Source organism: Klebsiella sp. CN_Kp073, assembly GCF_040065495.2.
Lineage (GTDB): Bacteria > Pseudomonadota > Gammaproteobacteria > Enterobacterales > Enterobacteriaceae > Klebsiella > Klebsiella aerogenes.
On sequence record NZ_CM198051.1, the window covers coordinates 4,613,000 to 4,630,187 of the forward strand.

A 17,188-nucleotide genomic window follows, 5' to 3' on the forward strand; every position below is an offset into this window, starting at 1 on the left:
GCCGATGGCTTATTTTTGACGATTCATAAAGCGACGTAGACCCCAGGTGAAGGCCATCGCCATACTGAAAAGGATGAATAACAGCACAATCCAGCTGATAGAAATGCGCAGCAACGTGCCCGGCGTCATAAATGGCTGAAGATAAACGGTGAAAGAGTGGGCAGGCGATTTTCCCAGCAGTTGATAGGCGCTATCGGTAAGCCACACGCCAACCCGGCAGAACAGCCAGATAATCGCCGGCCAGCAGAGCAGAACCAGAAAGGTAAAGCGCTCCTGAATGTAAGTAACGATCTGGCGCAGCGGCGGCCAGTTAAGCAGGATTTTCATTTATATTCTCATATTGCCAGCCGATGACCTGCAACATTCATCGCAAGGCATTCCGGGCAGCGTCCGTACAGGCAATCTACCCTATTTGTATATCAAATTTACCGTCACTTAAACCAGATCAAGTTAACAAAGTGTTAATGATGTATCGCATCAACCCCAAAAAGAGTGGATAACCCTGTCGTTCATGGAAATAAGCGGGGGGAGAAGTATTAAGCGGCGGGAATAAATTTTCAAGTCCACAAGTGGCTGATTTTTTATGGCTGATAGCAGCGCGCCATTATTTCGCCGCTGGGCAATATAATGGCGCGGAAATATAAGTGGGTGATTAATCGTAGCTGCTGATAATTATTTTCCTGTTCGCATCATTCGGTAAATTCACCGTTTGGGTAACCACCCCATGAGAAGGGACTGCCATATTTTGCGTGTTAATGAGGTAAGTATTTTGCCCACAACGCTGTTGAGCTTTTTCATTAATGATATTGGTGCTGCAGGTAGGTGTCGCCACACGCCCGGAGATCGTTAATGTAGCGGTATCCGCAGCGAATGCAGGCAAGCTCAATCCATAAGCTAATGTCAGAATCCCAATTAGCGGTTTTTTCATTGAATTTATAACCAGTTAACAGGATGAGAAATAAGCGATTTGCTTTCTATTTTTCTCCTTCAGGAGAAGTGATGCGTTGATGTCATCACGCAGGAAATATAATCCATATAATTAATAAGGACAATTATACTGAGAGCTATTAGTGTGATAGGTATTACTGATGTTAACGAACCAGGCGGCCGGCAGGGTATTTCCTCGGAGGCGGTGCTGCGCACCTTTTCCGGGCTACGGGTTGCGTAGCCCCGGTAAGCGCAGCGCCACCGGGGGAGCTATACGCCACACAGCAAAAAACCCCGCACCTTCCGGTATGGGGTTCTTCTTATTTGATGCCTGGCAGTTTATGGCGGGCGTCCTGCCCGCCACCCTCCGGGCCGTTGCTGCGCAACGTTCAAAACCGCTCCCGGCGGATTTGTCCTACTCCGGAGAGCGCTCACCGACAAACAACAGATAAAACAAAAGGCCCAGTCTTCCGACTGAGCCTTTCGTTTTATTTGATGCCTGGCAGTTCCCTACTCTCACATGGGGAGACCCCACACTACCATCGGCGCTACGGCGTTTCACTTCTGAGTTCGGCATGGGGTCAGGTGGGACCACCGCGCTATCGCCGCCAGGCAAATTCTGTTTTACCAGCCCGTCATTACGACGCACTGATTAATCTGTATCACGCTGAAAATCGTCTCAAATCGCCAAAACATCTTCGGCGTTGTAAGGTTAAGCCTCACGGTTCATTAGTATCGGTTAGCTCAACGTATCGCTACGCTTACACACCCGACCTATCAACGTCATCGTCTTTAACGTTCCTTCAGGAGACTTAAAGTCTCAGGGAGAACTCATCTCGGGGCAAGTTTCGTGCTTAGATGCTTTCAGCACTTATCTCTTCCGCATTTAGCTACCGGGCAATGCCATTGGCATGACAACCCGAACACCAGTGATGCGTCCACTCCGGTCCTCTCGTACTAGGAGCAGCCCCCCTCAATTCTCCAGCGCCCACGGCAGATAGGGACCGAACTGTCTCACGACGTTCTAAACCCAGCTCGCGTACCACTTTAAATGGCGAACAGCCATACCCTTGGGACCTACTTCAGCCCCAGGATGTGATGAGCCGACATCGAGGTGCCAAACACCGCCGTCGATATGAACTCTTGGGCGGTATCAGCCTGTTATCCCCGGAGTACCTTTTATCCGTTGAGCGATGGCCCTTCCATTCAGAACCACCGGATCACTATGACCTGCTTTCGCACCTGCTCGCGCCGTCACGCTCGCAGTCAAGCTAGCTTATGCCATTGCACTAACCTCCTGATGTCCGACCAGGATTAGCTAACCTTCGTGCTCCTCCGTTACTCTTTGGGAGGAGACCGCCCCAGTCAAACTACCCACCAGACACTGTCCGCAACCCCGATTAGGGGCCAACGTTAGAACATCAAACATTAAAGGGTGGTATTTCAAGGTTGGCTCCACGCAGACTGGCGTCCACGCTTCAAAGCCTCCCACCTATCCTACACATCAAGGCTCAATGTTCAGTGTCAAGCTATAGTAAAGGTTCACGGGGTCTTTCCGTCTTGCCGCGGGTACACTGCATCTTCACAGCGAGTTCAATTTCACTGAGTCTCGGGTGGAGACAGCCTGGCCATCATTACGCCATTCGTGCAGGTCGGAACTTACCCGACAAGGAATTTCGCTACCTTAGGACCGTTATAGTTACGGCCGCCGTTTACCGGGGCTTCGATCAAGAGCTTCTCCTTACGGATAACCCCATCAATTAACCTTCCGGCACCGGGCAGGCGTCACACCGTATACGTCCACTTTCGTGTTTGCACAGTGCTGTGTTTTTAATAAACAGTTGCAGCCAGCTGGTATCTTCGACTGATTTCAGCTCCACCCGCAGGGGCTTCACCTACATATCAGCGTGCCTTCTCCCGAAGTTACGGCACCATTTTGCCTAGTTCCTTCACCCGAGTTCTCTCAAGCGCCTTGGTATTCTCTACCTGACCACCTGTGTCGGTTTGGGGTACGATTTGATGTTACCTGATGCTTAGAGGCTTTTCCTGGAAGCAGGGCATTTGTTACTTCAGCACCGTAGTGCCTCGTCATCACACCTCAGCGTTAAAAGGTACCGGATTTACCTGGAACCTCCGCCTACATGCTTAAACCGGGACAACCGTCGCCCGGCTAACATAGCCTTCTCCGTCCCCCCTTCGCAGTAACACCAAGTACAGGAATATTAACCTGTTTCCCATCGACTACGCCTTTCGGCCTCGCCTTAGGGGTCGACTCACCCTGCCCCGATTAACGTTGGACAGGAACCCTTGGTCTTCCGGCGTGCGGGCTTTTCACCCGCATTATCGTTACTTATGTCAGCATTCGCACTTCTGATACCTCCAGCAACCCTCACAGGTCACCTTCGCAGGCTTACAGAACGCTCCCCTACCCAACAACACATAGTGTCGCTGCCGCAGCTTCGGTGCACAGTTTAGCCCCGTTACATCTTCCGCGCAGGCCGACTCGACCAGTGAGCTATTACGCTTTCTTTAAATGATGGCTGCTTCTAAGCCAACATCCTGGCTGTCTGTGCCTTCCCACATCGTTTCCCACTTAACTGTGACTTTGGGACCTTAGCTGGCGGTCTGGGTTGTTTCCCTCTTCACGACGGACGTTAGCACCCGCCGTGTGTCTCCCGTGATAACATTCTTCGGTATTCGTAGTTTGCATCGGGTTGGTAAGTCGGGATGACCCCCTAGCCGAAACAGTGCTCTACCCCCGAAGATGAGTTCACGAGGCGCTACCTAAATAGCTTTCGGGGAGAACCAGCTATCTCCCGGTTTGATTGGCCTTTCACCCCCAGCCACAAGTCATCCGCTAATTTTTCAACATTAGTCGGTTCGGTCCTCCAGTTAGTGTTACCCAACCTTCAACCTGCCCATGGCTAGATCACCGGGTTTCGGGTCTATACCCTGCAACTTAACGCCCAGTTAAGACTCGGTTTCCCTGCGGCTCCCCTATACGGTTAACCTTGCTACAGAATATAAGTCGCTGACCCATTATACAAAAGGTACGCAGTCACACCATAAAGGTGCTCCCACTGCTTGTACGTACACGGTTTCAGGTTCTTTTTCACTCCCCTCGCCGGGGTTCTTTTCGCCTTTCCCTCACGGTACTGGTTCACTATCGGTCAGTCAGGAGTATTTAGCCTTGGAGGATGGTCCCCCCATATTCAGACAGGATACCACGTGTCCCGCCCTACTCTTCGAGTTCACAGCCTGTGCATTTTGGTGTACGGGACTATCACCCTGTACCGTCGGACTTTCCAGACCGTTCCACTAACACACAAGCTGATTCAGACTCTGGGCTGCTCCCCGTTCGCTCGCCGCTACTGGGGGAATCTCGGTTGATTTCTTTTCCTCGGGGTACTTAGATGTTTCAGTTCCCCCGGTTCGCCTCGTTAACCTATGTATTCAGTTAACGATAGTGCAACGAATTGCACTGGGTTTCCCCATTCGGACATCGCCGGCTGTAACGGTTCATATCACCTTACCGACGCTTTTCGCAGATTAGCACGTCCTTCATCGCCTCTGACTGCCAGGGCATCCACCGTGTACGCTTAGTCGCTTAACCTCACAACCCGAAGATGTTTCGTAAAACATTTTCGTGTCGCGAAAATTTGAGAGACTCGAACACACATTGACTGTGTGTCGTTTCAATTTTCAGCTTGATCCAGATTTTTAAAGAGCAAATATCTCAAACGTCACCCGAAGATGAGTTTTGAGATATGTCGGCGCGCGTCTTTCACTCACGAACCAGCAAGTGGCGTCCCCTAGGGGATTCGAACCCCTGTTACCGCCGTGAAAGGGCGGTGTCCTGGGCCTCTAGACGAAGGGGACACTGAAGTCTCAATCGCAAGACGCCTTGCTTCTTTACTTTCATCAGACAATCTGTGTGAGCACTACAAAGGCAGGTTCTTTAAGGTAAGGAGGTGATCCAACCGCAGGTTCCCCTACGGTTACCTTGTTACGACTTCACCCCAGTCATGAATCACAAAGTGGTAAGCGCCCTCCCGAAGGTTAAGCTACCTACTTCTTTTGCAACCCACTCCCATGGTGTGACGGGCGGTGTGTACAAGGCCCGGGAACGTATTCACCGTAGCATTCTGATCTACGATTACTAGCGATTCCGACTTCATGGAGTCGAGTTGCAGACTCCAATCCGGACTACGACATACTTTATGAGGTCCGCTTGCTCTCGCGAGGTCGCTTCTCTTTGTATATGCCATTGTAGCACGTGTGTAGCCCTACTCGTAAGGGCCATGATGACTTGACGTCATCCCCACCTTCCTCCAGTTTATCACTGGCAGTCTCCTTTGAGTTCCCGGCCGGACCGCTGGCAACAAAGGATAAGGGTTGCGCTCGTTGCGGGACTTAACCCAACATTTCACAACACGAGCTGACGACAGCCATGCAGCACCTGTCTCAGAGTTCCCGAAGGCACCAAAGCATCTCTGCTAAGTTCTCTGGATGTCAAGAGTAGGTAAGGTTCTTCGCGTTGCATCGAATTAAACCACATGCTCCACCGCTTGTGCGGGCCCCCGTCAATTCATTTGAGTTTTAACCTTGCGGCCGTACTCCCCAGGCGGTCGACTTAACGCGTTAGCTCCGGAAGCCACGCCTCAAGGGCACAACCTCCAAGTCGACATCGTTTACGGCGTGGACTACCAGGGTATCTAATCCTGTTTGCTCCCCACGCTTTCGCACCTGAGCGTCAGTCTTTGTCCAGGGGGCCGCCTTCGCCACCGGTATTCCTCCAGATCTCTACGCATTTCACCGCTACACCTGGAATTCTACCCCCCTCTACAAGACTCTAGCCTGCCAGTTTCGAATGCAGTTCCCAGGTTGAGCCCGGGGATTTCACATCCGACTTGACAGACCGCCTGCGTGCGCTTTACGCCCAGTAATTCCGATTAACGCTTGCACCCTCCGTATTACCGCGGCTGCTGGCACGGAGTTAGCCGGTGCTTCTTCTGCGAGTAACGTCAATCGCCAAGGTTATTAACCTTAACGCCTTCCTCCTCGCTGAAAGTACTTTACAACCCGAAGGCCTTCTTCATACACGCGGCATGGCTGCATCAGGCTTGCGCCCATTGTGCAATATTCCCCACTGCTGCCTCCCGTAGGAGTCTGGACCGTGTCTCAGTTCCAGTGTGGCTGGTCATCCTCTCAGACCAGCTAGGGATCGTCGCCTAGGTGAGCCATTACCCCACCTACTAGCTAATCCCATCTGGGCACATCTGATGGCATGAGGCCCGAAGGTCCCCCACTTTGGTCTTGCGACGTTATGCGGTATTAGCTACCGTTTCCAGTAGTTATCCCCCTCCATCAGGCAGTTTCCCAGACATTACTCACCCGTCCGCCGCTCGTCACCCGAGAGCAAGCTCTCTGTGCTACCGCTCGACTTGCATGTGTTAGGCCTGCCGCCAGCGTTCAATCTGAGCCATGATCAAACTCTTCAATTTAAGTTTGATGCTCGTGAATTAAACTTCGTAATGAATTACGCATGTTCACTCAGAGACTTGGTATTCATTTTTCGTCCGAGGACGTTAAGAATCCATGTCACTTTGAGCGCCCACACAGATTGTCTGATAAATTGTTAAAGAGCAGTTGCGACGCGCTTTAGCGCTCTGTCGCGAGGTGGCGTATATTACGCTTTCCTCTTTCAGAGTCAACCCTGAATTTCAGAATTTTTCTCTTCAACCGAACCGGCTGTTTGTGTGAAGTGATTCACATCTGCCGTGTCAGTGGGTGCGCATTATAGGGAGCTGCTGAGATATAGCAAGCCTTAAAATACAAAAAACTTATCAAGCGCTCATTAATTAAACTTTTCACGTTTATCCTCGTTAAGACAGAACCGATAAAACCCAGTATTCATGCGGCCTGCAGCGCATTCTCTACCGAAACTACTTTTTTGCGAAAACGCGATTTTTCTCGTTCACCCACCGCCGCTATCGCGCCAATGGTGAATTAAGCACCACTCTTGACCCATGATAAAGCGCTCAACTTCCTCTCCTTTCTATAATCAGAGCCGTTTCTTCCTATTGGTAATAATCTATGGCTTATCAACTCAACATTAACTGGCCCGAGTTTTTAGAGAAGTACTGGCAAAAGCAGCCGGTCGTATTAAAGAAGGCGTTTCCGAACTTCATCGACCCCATTACGCCAGACGAACTGGCCGGGTTAGCCATGGAGCCGGAAGTCGATAGCCGGCTGGTGAGCCTGGTTAACGGTAAATGGCAGGCCAGTAACGGTCCATTTGAACATTTCGACGGGCTGGGCGAAAGCGGCTGGTCATTGCTGGCCCAGGCGGTAAACCACTGGCATATGCCGGCCGCGGAACTGGTGCGCCCGTTCCGCGTGCTGCCTGACTGGCGTTTAGACGATCTGATGATCTCCTTCTCCGTCCCCGGCGGCGGTGTGGGCCCGCATATCGATCAGTATGACGTCTTTATTATTCAGGGCATGGGCAGCCGCCGCTGGCGCGTGGGCGATAAGCTGCCGATGCGTCAGTTCTGTCCGCATCCGGCACTGCTGCACGTCGATCCGTTCCCACCGATCATTGATGAAGATCTGGAGCCGGGCGACATCCTCTATATTCCACCGGGATTCCCGCACGACGGCGTGACCCACGAAACGGCACTGAACTACTCCGTCGGCTTCCGCGGGCCAAACGGCCGCGACCTGATCAGCAGCTTCGCCGACTATGTGCTGGAAAACGACCTCGGCGGCGAACACTACAGCGATCCTGATCTCACCTGCCGCGAGCATCCGGGCCGGGTTGAAGAGTATGAACTCGAACGTCTGCGCAACATGATGATCGACATGATTTGCCAACCCGAAGACTTCAAGCAGTGGTTCGGCAGTTTCGTCACCACGCCGCGTCACGAGCTGGACATTGCTCCGGCGGAACCGGCATATGAAGAAGCGGAAGTGGTCGATGCGCTGCTGGGCGGCGAAAAGCTTTCTCGCCTGAGCGGCCTGCGCGTTCTGCATATCGGCGACAGCTTCTTCGTACATAGCGAACAGCTGGATACCACCGATGCCGGAGCGCTGGATGCATTGTGCCGCTATACCTCATTAGGTCAAGAAGAGCTCGGCAGCGGCCTGAAAAATCCGGCATTCGTTAGCGAACTGACGCGCCTGATTAATCAGGGCTACTGGTACTTCGAAGAGTAAGAGAACGGCAATACTGCGGGCAGCCGCCTGGCGCTGCCCGCTATCTCTCAGACATTATCCAGACAACTCGCCCCCATCACCTCCACCACTGATTAGAGAGCTGGAATTTGTTGGCGATGCGCTTTTGCTTCCGCCTGATGGGCAAACGCCTGGCCATTATTCAGCGATTCATGAAATACCGCAGCCTGTTCATGTTCATTCATTTGTGAAAAAGAACGCGGCTGTTTCGGGGAGGCCGGATTGTCGCCCACCTGCGCAAGATGCCCCTGCGCCATCTGCTGATGGGCCGGCGACTGCCCGTTATTCATCATCTCATGCGCCAACGCCGCGTTGTGATGGGTCATTTCCGCAGCATTCGCCACACTTGCTGCAAAAATAACGCTGATAGCCACGATAGTGCGTACTGTGTTCATTCTATTACTCCCTGAAGATTAACAAATAGTGAGTCATCAACAGGAAGGATAAAATAATGGCTCTGTCGCCAGCGTGACCGCATTATGACGAAGCCGTCAGATGAGGTCGTTATTGCGCATATTTTGGTAATACCACAATAAAACGCGTAGATCGTTGATCGGACTTCACCGCCACGCTGCCGTGATGGGCGCTGACAATCGATTTTACAATCGCCAGACCGATGCCGCTGCCCTCGCCTTTGCGCTGGCGCGAGGGGTCGACGCGATAGAAACGGTCAAACAGGCGCGGCAAATGTTCAGCGGCAATCGGCGCGCCGGGGTTCTCCACCACCAGGCGAATCTTCTCGGCGCTTTCGCTCAACTGAATGGTCACCGCCTGGCCGGCAGGGGTATAGCGGATCGCGTTCGACAGCAGGTTGCTGATTGCCCGCCGCAGCATCAGCGGGTCGCCAATCACCCGGCAGTGGCTACCGACAAAACGCAGCGCCACCTCTTTCTCTTCCGCCCACGCTTCAAAGAACTCAAACACCTTATTCACTTCCTCGGCCAGATCCAGCGCCCGCTGTTCAGGGATCAGCTGGTTATTATCCGCCTGGGCGAGGAACAACATATCGCTGACCATCCGCGACATGCGTGAAAACTCTTCGAGGTTGGAATAGAGCACCTCTTCCAGCTCCTGCTGGCTGCGGCTCTGGCTTAAGGCGATTTCGGTTTGCGTCACCAGGTTGGTAATCGGCGTACGGATTTCATGGGCGATATCGGCGGAGAAATTAGACTGCCGGGTAAAGACATCCTCTATCCGCTCCAGCATATGGTTAAACGACAGCGCCAGCCGCTCCAGCTCGATGGGTACCGCCTGTGGGTCAAGGCGTACATCGAGATCCCGGGAGGTAATATTCTGGATCTGGCGGCTGATCTGGCGAATCGGCTTATGCCCCTGATAGACCACAAACAGCACGATGGCGATGATCAGCAGGCTGATTATCGACGCCGCGGAAATCAGCTTTGCTTTGAGCTCATTAATATAGTGCAGGTGAAAGTCGATCGATAAAGCCATCAGCAGATGCCAGGCCGGTTTACCGTCCGCCTGCTTGCCCAGCGGCAACATGATTAGCCGCCAGGAGCGGGTCTCCATTTGATGATTATCATGAACCATTTCCCGCGGCTGCGGGTCGGTCCATGAAATCACATTACCGTCGCGCAACTTCATCGCCAGACCCGGCGTGCTCATAATATGGCTGAGTTCCGGGCCGTCTGGCGACTGAAACAGAATATTGCCCTCGGCATCATCCAGACAGATAAAGACGTTAGCGTAGCCGCCAATCACGTTTTTTAAGATCTCCAGCCGCCGCTCCTGCGGATAGTCGGCATGGTTGAGCACCGTCTCAAGCGTGGTACTGAGCTGCTTGAGGTCGTGAACGTCGCGCTCTTCAAAGTGAGCCTTCACCGAATGGATCATGATCCAGGTGAAGGCAAAGAATGCAATGATGGTGGCGAGGCTGATAAAGAAGGTCAGCCGGGTAGCCAACGAAAAGGGGCGCTTAGCGGCCATCCGGCACCTCAAGCATATAGCCGACGCCGCGCACGGTCTGGATAAGCTTCGGTTCGAAGTCGTTATCGATTTTGGCACGCAGCCGCTTCACCGCCACGTCGATGGCGTTAGTGTCGCTGTCGAAATTCATATCCCACACCTGCGACGCGATCAGCGAGCGGGGTAGCACCTCGCCCTGATGGCGCAAGAAGAACTCCAGCAGAGTGAATTCTTTACTGGTCAGGGTGATACGAGTCGCGCCGCGCATCACCTTGCGGCTGACCAAATCAACGCTGAGATCGGCCGCCTGAAACTGGCTTTCTACTATTACCGCCGCCCCGCGACGCAGCAGAGTACGTACCCGCGCCAGCAGTTCCGCAAAAGCAAAGGGCTTCACCAGATAGTCGTCGGCGCCCAGCTCCAGCCCCTTCACCCGATGCTCGATAGTGCCAAGCGCGGTGAGCAGCAGGATCGGCATCCCTTTATTGGCGGCGCGCAGCATGCGCACGATATCCCAGCCGTTGACGTCCGGCAGCATGATATCGAGGATCAGCAGATCGTAATCGCTGGTCATCGCCAGGTGATAACCGTTAAGGCCGTTGTCGGCCAGGTCGACGACGAATCCGGCTTCGGTAAGCCCTTTGGTCAGGTACTCCCCGGTTTTCTTCTCATCTTCGACAATCAAAATCTTCACGGCTGGCTCCTTCACGCGCGCTCTGTGCGGGTATTCAATTTTAGAGGAGCCCCTCCGGATAGCAATGAAATATCAGGAAAATGACAGCTTTGTCATTTTCCTGTCACGCGTTGAACAGAGCCCGCTGCGTAAAGTATCCGCCATTGATAAATCGCCGAAAACCGTCTGTCGCCATGCGCCCAATTCAGCTTCTTTCTCTCAGCGTGATATTCGCCTTAACAGGCTGTCTGTCACTTGCTCCGGACTACCAGCGCCCCGCAGCGCCGGTGCCGCAGCAGTTCTCTCTCAGCCAGAACAAACTGGTTACCGCGACGGCGGGCTACCAGGAAACCGGCTGGCGCACCTTTTTCGTCGACCCGCAGGTGAAAAGCCTGATTAGTATCGCGCTGACCAACAACCGCGATCTACGGATGGCGACGCTGAAAGTGCAGGAGGCCCGCGCCCAGTACCGGGTCACCGACGCCGACCGCTACCCGCAGCTTAACGGCGACGGCAGCACCACCTATGGCAGCAAGCTCAAAGGCAACACCACCACCAGCAGCGATTATGCCGCTGGCTTGAGTCTCAGCTACGACCTCGACTTCTTTGGCCGGTTGAAAAACCTTAGCGAGGCCGACCGACAGAACTTCTTCGCCAGCGAAGAGGCGCGGCGCGCGGTGCATATCCTGTTGATTGCTAACGTTTCACAAAGCTACTTCAACCAGCGGCTGGCGGCGGCGCAGTTGCAGGTGGCGAACGACACCTTACAGAACTATCAGCAGTCTTACGCCTTCGTCGAAAAACAGCTGCTGACCGGCAGCACCACCGTTCTGGCGCTGGAACAGGCGCGCGGCATGATCGAAAGCACCCGCGCCGATATCGCCAAACGGCAGGGCCAACTGGCGCAGGCTAATAACGCCCTGCAGCTACTGCTCGGCAGCTATCAACGGCTGCCGGACGATAGCGCCAGCAGCGCGGTGGACCTGAAAGGCGTAACCCTGCCGCCGTCGCTCTCTTCAGAGATCCTGCTGCAGCGGCCGGATATTTTAGAGGCCGAACACAGCCTGTTGGCAGCCAACGCCAATATCGGCGCCGCGCGGGCGGCCTTCTTCCCGTCGATTACCCTAACCAGCTCTCTCTCCGGCAGCAGCAGCGAGCTCTCCAGCCTGTTTAACGCCGGCAGCGCGATGTGGAACTTCATCCCCAAAATCGAACTGCCGATTTTCAACGCCGGGCGTAATCAGGCCAACCTCGATCTGGCGGAGATCCGCCAGCAGCAGCAGGTGGTCAACTATGAGCAAAAAATACAGTCCGCCTTTAAAGAGGTGGCCGACGCGCTGGCCCTGCGCCAAAGCCTGGCCGCTCAGATTGCCGCCCAGGAACGCTATCTCGCTTCACTAAATATCACCCTGCAGCGCGCGACTGCGCTCTATCGTCACGGCGCGGTCAGCTACATCGAAGTCCTGAGCGCCCAGCGCGACATTTTCACCACCCGACAAACCCTGCTGGAACTCAACTATTCCCGTCAGGCTAATGAAATCACCTTGTTCACCGCTCTCGGCGGCGGCTGGATGGAATAACCCGAGGAGTCTTGATTATGAATTCACTGTCTAAAATCGCCCTGTTCACCCTGTTCTCTGGCGCAGTGTTCGCGGCCCAGGCCGCCGACCCGCACGCCGGTATGGCAATGCACGAACAGCCCGCAGCCACGCAGACGCAAAGCATCACTGGCAAAGGCGTCATTAAAGCCATTGACATGGATAGTAAAAAAATCACCATCGCCCACGACGCCATCCCGGCGGTGAACTGGCCGCCGATGACCATGCGCTTCACCATCACCCCGCAGACGCAGCTCAACAATGTGAAGAACGGCGACAGCGTGGATTTCACCTTCGTTCAGCAGGGCAATCTGTCGCTGTTACAGGATATCCGCGCCCAATAACGGCCCGGCGACGGTAGGCTCCTCAACAACTGAATGGACGACACATGGCATCCCTGACACTGAAAAATACGGCGCTGATCCTCGGCAGCATGGTAATTGGCGGCGCGCTTACCGCGGCGCTGTATACCCGACTGACGCCTCCCCTGACTAGCGCATCCGCGATCGAGCAGCAGCGCAAAGTGCTGTTCTGGTACGACCCGATGTACCCGAATACTCGCTTTGATAAACCGGGTAAATCGCCGTTTATGGATATGGATCTGGTGCCGAAATACGCTGATGAGGAGAGTGCCGCCGCCGGTGCGCCGGGGGTGCGTATCGACCCGACGCAGACCCAGAATCTCGGCGTAAAAACCGCCGCGGTCAGCCGCGGGCCGTTGCGCTACGCCCAGACCTTCCCGGCCAACATCAGCTATAACGAGTATCAGTACGTGATTATGCAGGCGCGGGCGGCGGGCTTTATCAATAAAGTCTATCCGCTGACCGTCGGCGACAAAGTCAAGCAAGGCACGCCGTTACTCGAGCTGACCATCCCGGACTGGGTGGAAGCGCAGAGCGAATATCTGTTGTTGCAGGAGACCGGTGGCACCGCCACGCAGGTTGAGGGGATCCTCGAACGCCTACGCCTCGCCGGCATGCCGGATGACGATATCCGCCGCCTGAAAACCACACGTAAAATCCAGACCCGCTTTACCCTCAAAGCGCCGATCGATGGCGTTATTACCGCCTTCGATCTGCGTGCCGGAATGAATATCGCCAAAGATAATGTGGTGGCGAAAATTCAGGGCATGGACCCGGTGTGGGTCAGCGTGGCGGTGCCGGAATCCATCGCCTGGCTAATTAAAGACGCCTCGCAGTTCGCCATTCAGGTTCCCGCTTGGCCGGGCAAAACCTTCAGCATCAACAAATGGACCATTCTCCCCAGCGTCGATAGCGCCACCCGTACCCTGCAGCTACGCCTGCAGGTCAATAACCCGGATGAAGCGCTAAAGCCGGGGATGAACGCCTATCTGAAGCTGACCAGCGAAAGCGCGCCGATGCTGCTGATCCCATCAAAAGCGTTGATCGACAGCGGCAGCGAGCAGCGAGTGATTACCGTGGATAACGAGGGCCGCTTCGTGCCGAAGCTCGTGCAGGTATTCCACGAATCCAATGGCGTTACGGCCATTCGCAGCGGTCTGCAGGAGAGCGAAAAAGTCGTCGCCAGCGGCCTGTTCCTGATCGACTCGGAAGCCAATATCTCCGGCGCGCTGGAGCGCATGCGCGCGCAGGCTCCTGATGTCACGGCTCCTGCCGCCCACGCGCACTGAGGAACGGAACAATGATTGAATGGATTATCCGCCGCTCGGTGGCCAACCGCTTCCTGGTGATGATGGCGGCGCTGTTTCTCAGCATCTGGGGAACCTGGACCATCATCCACACCCCGGTAGACGCCCTGCCGGACCTCTCCGACGTACAGGTAATCGTCAAAACCAGCTACCCGGGACAGGCGCCGCAGATCGTCGAAAACCAGGTCACCTGGCCGCTGACCACCACCATGCTGTCAGTCCCCGGCGCCAAAACGGTGCGTGGCTTCTCGCAGTTTGGCGACTCCTACGTGTATGTAATATTTGAAGACGGCACCGATCCTTACTGGGCGCGCTCGCGGGTGCTGGAGTATCTCAACCAGGTGCAGGGCAAACTGCCCGCCGGGGTCAGCGCCGAAATGGGCCCGGACGCCACCGGCGTTGGCTGGGTCTTCGAGTACGCGCTGGTCGACCGCAGCGGCAAACACGACCTCGCCGAACTGCGCTCGTTGCAAGACTGGTTCTTAAAATATGAGCTGAAAACCATTCCTAACGTCTCGGAAGTGGCGTCGGTGGGCGGCGTGGTCAAGGAGTATCAGATTGTCGTCGACCCAATGAAGCTGACCCAGTACGGCATCAGCCTCGGCGAGGTGAAATCGGCGCTGGACGCCTCTAACCAGGAGGCGGGCGGCTCTTCCGTCGAACTGGCGGAAGCCGAATATATGGTGCGCGCCAGCGGCTACCTGCAGACGCTCGACGACTTCAAAAATATCGTGCTGAAAACCGGCGATAACGGCGTGCCGGTCTATCTCGGCGACGTCGCGCGGGTGCAGATTGGCCCGGAGATGCGCCGCGGTATCGCAGAGCTTAACGGCGAGGGCGAAGTGGCCGGCGGCGTGGTGATCCTGCGCTCCGGCAAGAACGCCCGCGAGGTGATCTCGGCGGTCAAAGAGAAGCTGGCGTCGCTGCAAAGCAGCCTGCCAGAAGGGGTTGAAGTGGTCACCACCTACGACCGCAGCCAGCTTATCGACCGCGCCATCGACAACCTCAGCCACAAGCTGCTGGAAGAGTTTATCGTTGTCGCGCTGGTCTGTGCCCTGTTCCTGTGGCACGTGCGCTCGGCGCTGGTGGCGATTATTTCGCTGCCGCTCGGCCTGTGCTTCGCCTTTATCATGATGCATTTCCAGGGACTTAACGCCAACATCATGTCGCTGGGCGGGATCGCCATTGCGGTGGGGGCGATGGTCGATGCCGCCATCGTGATGATTGAGAACGCCCATAAGCGGCTGGAGGAGTGGGAACATCAGCACCCGGGAGAGAAACTTAGCAACGACATCCGCTGGAAAATCATTACCGATGCGTCGGTGGAGGTCGGCCCCGCGCTGTTTATCAGCCTGCTGATCATTACTCTGTCGTTTATCCCGATTTTCACCCTCGAAGGCCAGGAGGGCAAACTGTTCGGCCCGCTGGCCTTCACCAAAACCTGGTCGATGGCCGGGGCGGCGCTGCTGGCGATCGTGGTGATCCCGATCCTGATGGGCTTCTGGATCCGCGGCAAGATCCCAGCGGAGAACAGCAACCCGCTGAACCGCTTTTTAATCCGCATTTATCACCCGCTGCTGCTGAAGGTGCTGCACTGGCCGAAGACTACCCTGCTGATTGCGCTCCTGTCGATCCTGACGGTGATTTGGCCCCTTAACCGGGTCGGCGGCGAGTTTCTGCCGCAGATTAACGAAGGCGATCTGCTGTATATGCCGTCAACGCTGCCGGGGATCTCCGCTGCGCAGGCGGCGGATATGCTGCAGAAAACCGATAAGCTGATCATGACGGTGCCGGAAGTGGAGCGGGTGTTCGGCAAAACCGGCAAGGCCGAAACCGCCACCGACTCGGCGCCGCTGGAGATGGTAGAGACCACGATTCAGCTCAAGCCGCAGGATCAGTGGCGACCGGGGATGACCATGGAGAAGATCGTCGAGGAGCTGGATAAAACCGTGCGTCTGCCGGGGCTGGCGAACCTGTGGGTGCCGCCGATCCGCAACCGCATCGACATGCTCTCCACCGGCATCAAGAGCCCGATCGGCATTAAAGTTTCCGGCACTAATCTGGCCGATATCGACACCATCGCCGAACAAATTGAAGTGGTGGCGCGCACCGTGCCGGGAGTCACTTCGGCACTAGCCGAGCGGCTGGTCGGCGGGCGCTACCTCAACATTGATATTCATCGTGAGAAGGCGGCCCGTTACGGCATGACCGTCGGCGACGTGCAGCTGTTCGTCTCGTCCGCCATCGGCGGCGCGATGGTTGGTGAAACGGTAGAGGGCGTCGAGCGCTATCCGATCAACATCCGCTACCCGCAGAGCTATCGCGACAGCCCGGAGACCCTGCGCCAGCTGCCGATCCTCACGCCGCTGAAGCAGCAGATCGTGCTCGGCGACGTCGCCGAGGTTAAGGTCGTTACCGGGCCATCGATGCTGAAGACCGAGAACGCCCGCCCGACCAGTTGGATCTACATCGACGCTCGCGACCGCGACATGGTGTCGGTGGTGCGCGATCTGCAGCAGGCCATCGGCAAAGAGGTGAAGCTGAAACCGGGCATCAGCGTTTCCTACTCCGGGCAGTTTGAGCTGCTCGAGCGTGCTAATCAGAAGCTGAAGCTGATGGTGCCGATGACGCTAATGATTATCTTCGTGCTGCTGTACCTGGCGTTCCGCCGCTTCGGCGAGGCGTTGCTGATTATCACCAGCGTGCCGTTCGCCCTCGTCGGCGGGATCTGGTTCCTCTACTGGATGGGGTTCCATCTGTCGGTGGCCACCGGTACCGGCTTTATCGCCCTCGCCGGGGTGGCGGCAGAGTTTGGCGTGGTGATGCTGATGTACCTGCGCCATGCCATCGAGGCGGAGCCATCGCTGGAAAATCCGCAGACCTTCAGCGCCGATAAGCTCGACGAGGCGCTGTACCAGGGCGCGGTGCTGCGCGTGCGGCCAAAGGCGATGACCGTGGCGGTGATTATCGCCGGCCTGCTGCCGATTTTATGGGGCACCGGCGCCGGGTCAGAAGTGATGAGCCGTATCGCCGCGCCGATGATTGGCGGGATGATCACCGCGCCGCTGCTGTCGCTGTTTATCATTCCGGCGGCATATAAGCTGATGTGGCTGTATCGGCATCGGGGCAAGCGCGGAGAATAAATAAAGGCAGGCCCGT

At 55.6% G+C, this 17,188-nt stretch carries 10 protein-coding genes, 1 tRNA gene and 3 rRNA genes; 5 read left to right on the forward strand and 9 right to left on the reverse strand.

Annotated features, from left to right (window positions below):
- Positions 1-9: 9 nt before the first annotated feature.
- From ABLV66_RS22235 to ABLV66_RS22260, 6 genes are all read right to left on the reverse strand, one after another.
- Positions 10-327 (reverse strand): hypothetical protein, encoded by a 318-nt coding sequence (locus tag ABLV66_RS22235; protein ID WP_020079735.1) that lies wholly within the window; start codon positions 325-327, stop codon positions 10-12.
- Positions 328-652: 325 nt separating this feature from the next.
- Positions 653-928 carry a DUF2574 family protein gene (locus ABLV66_RS22240; RefSeq protein WP_020079736.1) on the reverse strand — a complete coding sequence of 92 codons (276 nt, stop codon included), beginning with the start codon at positions 926-928 and terminating at the stop codon, positions 653-655.
- Between the two features lie 496 nt (positions 929-1,424).
- Positions 1,425-1,540, reverse strand: a 5S ribosomal RNA gene (gene rrf / locus ABLV66_RS22245).
- Positions 1,541-1,635: 95 nt separating this feature from the next.
- Positions 1,636-4,540 (reverse strand): 23S ribosomal RNA (locus ABLV66_RS22250).
- Between the two features lie 190 nt (positions 4,541-4,730).
- Positions 4,731-4,806: transfer RNA gene (locus ABLV66_RS22255), tRNA-Glu, on the reverse strand.
- A gap of 85 nt (positions 4,807-4,891) precedes the next feature.
- Positions 4,892-6,431 (reverse strand): 16S ribosomal RNA (locus ABLV66_RS22260).
- Together the 16S, 23S and 5S rRNA genes with 1 tRNA gene alongside form the textbook arrangement of a ribosomal RNA operon.
- A gap of 592 nt (positions 6,432-7,023) precedes the next feature.
- On the opposite strand from ABLV66_RS22260, the gene ABLV66_RS22265 reads away from it, so the two are divergent.
- Positions 7,024-8,145: a ribosomal protein uL16 3-hydroxylase gene (locus tag ABLV66_RS22265; protein ID WP_320483165.1), complete on the forward strand. Its 1,122-nt coding sequence runs from the start codon at positions 7,024-7,026 to the stop codon at positions 8,143-8,145.
- Positions 8,146-8,237: 92 nt separating this feature from the next.
- Here ABLV66_RS22265 and ABLV66_RS22270 read toward each other — a convergent pair whose 3' ends face one another.
- From ABLV66_RS22270 to cusR, 3 genes are all read right to left on the reverse strand, one after another.
- Complete coding sequence (locus tag ABLV66_RS22270) at positions 8,238-8,558, reverse strand: PcoE/SilE family metal-binding protein (RefSeq protein WP_045378631.1); 321 nt, start codon at positions 8,556-8,558, stop codon at positions 8,238-8,240.
- A gap of 109 nt (positions 8,559-8,667) precedes the next feature.
- The gene (locus ABLV66_RS22275) at positions 8,668-10,110 is read right to left on the reverse strand and encodes a Cu(+)/Ag(+) sensor histidine kinase (protein ID WP_348876815.1); all 1,443 of its coding nucleotides are present in this window, start codon (positions 10,108-10,110) and stop codon (positions 8,668-8,670) included.
- Entirely contained in the window at positions 10,100-10,783 is a 684-nt protein-coding gene (gene cusR / locus ABLV66_RS22280) for a copper response regulator transcription factor CusR (RefSeq protein ID WP_047046104.1), read from the reverse strand. Before cusR ends, ABLV66_RS22275 begins: the two co-directional genes overlap by 11 nt.
- 173 nt (positions 10,784-10,956) lie before the next feature.
- On the opposite strand from cusR, the gene ABLV66_RS22285 reads away from it, so the two are divergent.
- The 4 genes from ABLV66_RS22285 to ABLV66_RS22300 are packed head-to-tail and all read left to right on the forward strand — an operon-like array spanning position 10,957 to position 17,172.
- Positions 10,957-12,342 (forward strand): efflux transporter outer membrane subunit, encoded by a 1,386-nt coding sequence (locus tag ABLV66_RS22285; RefSeq protein ID WP_348876814.1) that lies wholly within the window; start codon positions 10,957-10,959, stop codon positions 12,340-12,342.
- 17 nt (positions 12,343-12,359) lie between these two features.
- On the forward strand, positions 12,360-12,704 hold the full coding sequence (gene cusF, locus ABLV66_RS22290; protein WP_047078543.1) for a cation efflux system protein CusF: 345 nt from the start codon (positions 12,360-12,362) through the stop codon (positions 12,702-12,704).
- Between the two features lie 44 nt (positions 12,705-12,748).
- The gene (locus tag ABLV66_RS22295) at positions 12,749-14,011 is read left to right on the forward strand and encodes an efflux RND transporter periplasmic adaptor subunit (RefSeq protein WP_348876813.1); all 1,263 of its coding nucleotides are present in this window, start codon (positions 12,749-12,751) and stop codon (positions 14,009-14,011) included.
- Positions 14,012-14,022: 11 nt separating this feature from the next.
- Entirely contained in the window at positions 14,023-17,172 is a 3,150-nt protein-coding gene (locus ABLV66_RS22300; protein WP_348876811.1) for a CusA/CzcA family heavy metal efflux RND transporter, read from the forward strand.
- The last annotated feature ends 16 nt before the right edge of the window (positions 17,173-17,188 follow it).

Excerpts from the sequence above, each read along its gene's own strand:
- ABLV66_RS22235 (WP_020079735.1), bottom strand. The coding sequence starts at position 327 with ATGAAAATCCTGCTTAACTGGCCGCCGCTGCGCCAGATCGTTACTTAC.
- ABLV66_RS22240 (WP_020079736.1), bottom strand. The coding sequence starts at position 928 with ATGAAAAAACCGCTAATTGGGATTCTGACATTAGCTTATGGATTGAGC.
- ABLV66_RS22265 (WP_320483165.1), top strand. The coding sequence starts at position 7,024 with ATGGCTTATCAACTCAACATTAACTGGCCCGAGTTTTTAGAGAAGTAC.
- ABLV66_RS22270 (WP_045378631.1), bottom strand. The coding sequence starts at position 8,558 with ATGAACACAGTACGCACTATCGTGGCTATCAGCGTTATTTTTGCAGCA.
- ABLV66_RS22275 (WP_348876815.1), bottom strand. The coding sequence starts at position 10,110 with ATGGCCGCTAAGCGCCCCTTTTCGTTGGCTACCCGGCTGACCTTCTTT.
- ABLV66_RS22285 (WP_348876814.1), top strand. The coding sequence starts at position 10,957 with ATGCGCCCAATTCAGCTTCTTTCTCTCAGCGTGATATTCGCCTTAACA.
- cusF (WP_047078543.1), top strand. The coding sequence starts at position 12,360 with ATGAATTCACTGTCTAAAATCGCCCTGTTCACCCTGTTCTCTGGCGCA.
- ABLV66_RS22295 (WP_348876813.1), top strand. The coding sequence starts at position 12,749 with ATGGCATCCCTGACACTGAAAAATACGGCGCTGATCCTCGGCAGCATG.
- ABLV66_RS22300 (WP_348876811.1), top strand. The coding sequence starts at position 14,023 with ATGATTGAATGGATTATCCGCCGCTCGGTGGCCAACCGCTTCCTGGTG.